Source organism: Halomonas sp. NO4, from assembly GCF_010994375.1.
Lineage (GTDB): Bacteria > Pseudomonadota > Gammaproteobacteria > Pseudomonadales > Halomonadaceae > Halomonas.
This window is the reverse complement of sequence record NZ_WHMA01000003.1, coordinates 290044-292493: the sequence shown is the minus strand read 5'-3', so window position 1 is coordinate 292493 and position 2450 is coordinate 290044. Positions and strand designations below refer to the sequence as shown.

The window sequence follows — 2450 nt, the reverse complement described above, 5'->3', positions numbered from 1 at the left end:
ATGACGCACTCATGCCACACCTCCCATCGTCGGGTGGTCCATCAGCGCGTCATAGGTCCCCAACGATTCCAATCGCACCTCGACGTGGGGGAGCTCGGCCGGAGCGGGAGCGAAGCGCTCCCGCAGCACGTCGAGGTGCGGCAACTCGCCGGCCTCGAGCAGCGCCTCCAGGTGCTGAGCGAGTGCCGCTTCACAGCCCCGCTCGTGAGCCAAGGCCAGCAGGCCGACCATGCAGCGACAGGCCAAGCGGGCGTCCCGCCCGGCGAGCAAGGCGTCGAAGGTGCGCCGATACGCCTCCCGCGGGAACAGCTGGTCACGGTAGACCAGGTTCAACAATGCCATCGGCTTGCGCCGCAGGGCATGGATGACGTGATGGTAGTTCACCACATGGCCATGTCGGCCGCCGCCCTGGGCACGCCCGCGGGACAGGGTCAACAGCGCGCTGCCGCCGATGAACACCTCCAGGCGATCGTCATACAGGCGCACCCGCAGCTGATGGCCAATCAGCCGGGAGGGCACCGAGTAGAACACCTTGCGCAGCGTGAAGCCGCCGGAGGACGTCACTCGTACCCGGATCTCCTCGTAGTCCTGACTGCGTTGCCGGGGCAGCGGCTGCAGCACCGCCCGTTCGGCGTCGATGCGGGGTCGGTGGCGGGCATTGCGCCGGCTGACCAGTTCATCGATGAAGGCCCGATAGGCGGCGAGGTCATCGAAGTCGCGTGATCCGCGCAGCAGCAAGGCATCGCGGATGGCGCGCTTGAGATGGCCGTGGGCGCCCTCGATACTGCCGTTCTCATGGGCCACGCCGGGGTTGTTGCGGCTCGCCGTCATGCCGTAGTCCCGGCATAGCGCCTCGTAGCGCTGGGTGAGGTCGTCCTGTGCCGCCGGCTCGAGATTGCGGAAGGCCGCCGACAGGCTGTCGGTGCGGTGTTCGCGTGGGGCGCCGCCAAGGGCCCACAAGGCATTCTGCAGGCCCTCCGCCAGGGCCACGAAGCTCTCGCCGCCCAACACCACCTGGGCATGCTGGAAGCCGCCGTACGCCATCCGGAAGTGGTAGAGCCGATGGTCCAAGGCCTTCCCGGCCACCGTGACCTGCAGGTCGGCCATGTCGGTAAAGTCGGACAGGCCCAGGCGTCCCGGTTCGTGGGTCTGGCGAAAGATGATCTCCTGCTCCGGCCCATGCACCGCCCGCCAGGCGCGTACCCGGCGCTCCAGGGTCCGGCGAATGCCGTGTTCGAGCTCGGGATGGCGGCGCCGCAACTCCTCGAACAGGGCGACCGGGCGCAGCCCCGGTGCCGCTTCCAGCAAGGGGACCACCTCTTCCTCGAAGAGACCGGCCAGCGGATCGGGTCGGCGCCGGGTGCGCGGTGCTGCCCTCTGTGACGGCAACCGCGGGTCATTCTCGAGGCGGTAGGCGGTGGCGGTGCTGAATGCGGCCTTGGCAGCGGCGGCGGTGGGACTATCACTACGGCGAAAAGTCATGTAAAGCCTCACTTGGTGATCGGTGATGTGTCGTCCCGGCACGGGGTGATCCTCTTTGGCGAGAAGACCACTCTATGCGGGGTTGGCCGCGATCACCCGGCGGGATCCCCTTGGGGATCCCGCCGTCCTTTGTTCATCGAGGTTGTTCGGGCTACGCCCTCACGACCTCGATGAGCGAAGGTCTCGGCTTTCTCATCGTGATTGTCGCGTGACTCTCATCTTGATTGTCGCTCTGCAGAAGAGCCTTCTGATAGGCAGCCCCTGCGGCTGAGCCCGTTGCCGCGGCGGCTGATCGGCGCCGGCGCCATGGTGACCCCAGCAGGGCAGCGGATGGATGTGGGGGTTGGCAGGCCCTTCGCACGGTTTCGGGCGCGTATCAATTTAGGTTGGCACTGACCCTAGCCGAACTCCTCGGTATCGATTTCCGCCTGCTGCGCTTCACCGTATCGATTACCCACCACCTGGTCTGGCGTCATCATGACGTCCAACCGGGAGAGGGTCGCGGCATCCAGGCGCAGCGGTTCCGCCGCCAGATTCTCGCGCATGTGCTCGACGGAGCGAGTACCCGGAATCGGAATGATGTCACCCCCCTTGGCTCTGAGCCAGGCCAGCGCCAACTGGTTGGGTCTCACGTCTAGCTCCTGGGCCACGGTGGTGAAATCCGCCAACAGGGAAAGGTTCTTGGGATAGTTCTGGGCACTGAAACGCGGCATGCTTCGACGCATGTCGTTCTCTTCGAGGCTTTCGGGATCAGAGACGGCCCCCGCCAGGAAGCCCCTGCCGAGGGGACTGAAGGCCACCAAGGCCGTGTTCGCCTCGCGGCACGCCTCGATCAGGGCAATTTCCGGATTCCGCGTCCACAGCGAGTATTCAGACTGCACCGCCGCGATGGGATGTTCGGTCCGGGCACGGCCCAGGGTGGTCGCGGACACCTCAGACAACCCAACAGCCCGTATCTTGCCTTCCTG

At 66.2% G+C, this 2450-nt stretch carries 2 protein-coding genes; both read right to left on the bottom strand.

Translation table 11 applies throughout. The features are described 5' to 3' along the window. Window positions 1–9: 9 nt before the first annotated feature. Window positions 10–1524, bottom strand: a complete 1515-nt coding sequence (gene istA, locus FEF15_RS04520) for an IS21 family transposase (RefSeq protein WP_163557950.1) — start codon at window positions 1522–1524, stop codon at window positions 10–12. Window positions 1525–1880: 356 nt separating this feature from the next. Next, window positions 1881–2450 (bottom strand): aldo/keto reductase (locus FEF15_RS04515; RefSeq protein ID WP_163557949.1); only part of this gene is annotated, 570 nt, incomplete at its 5' end.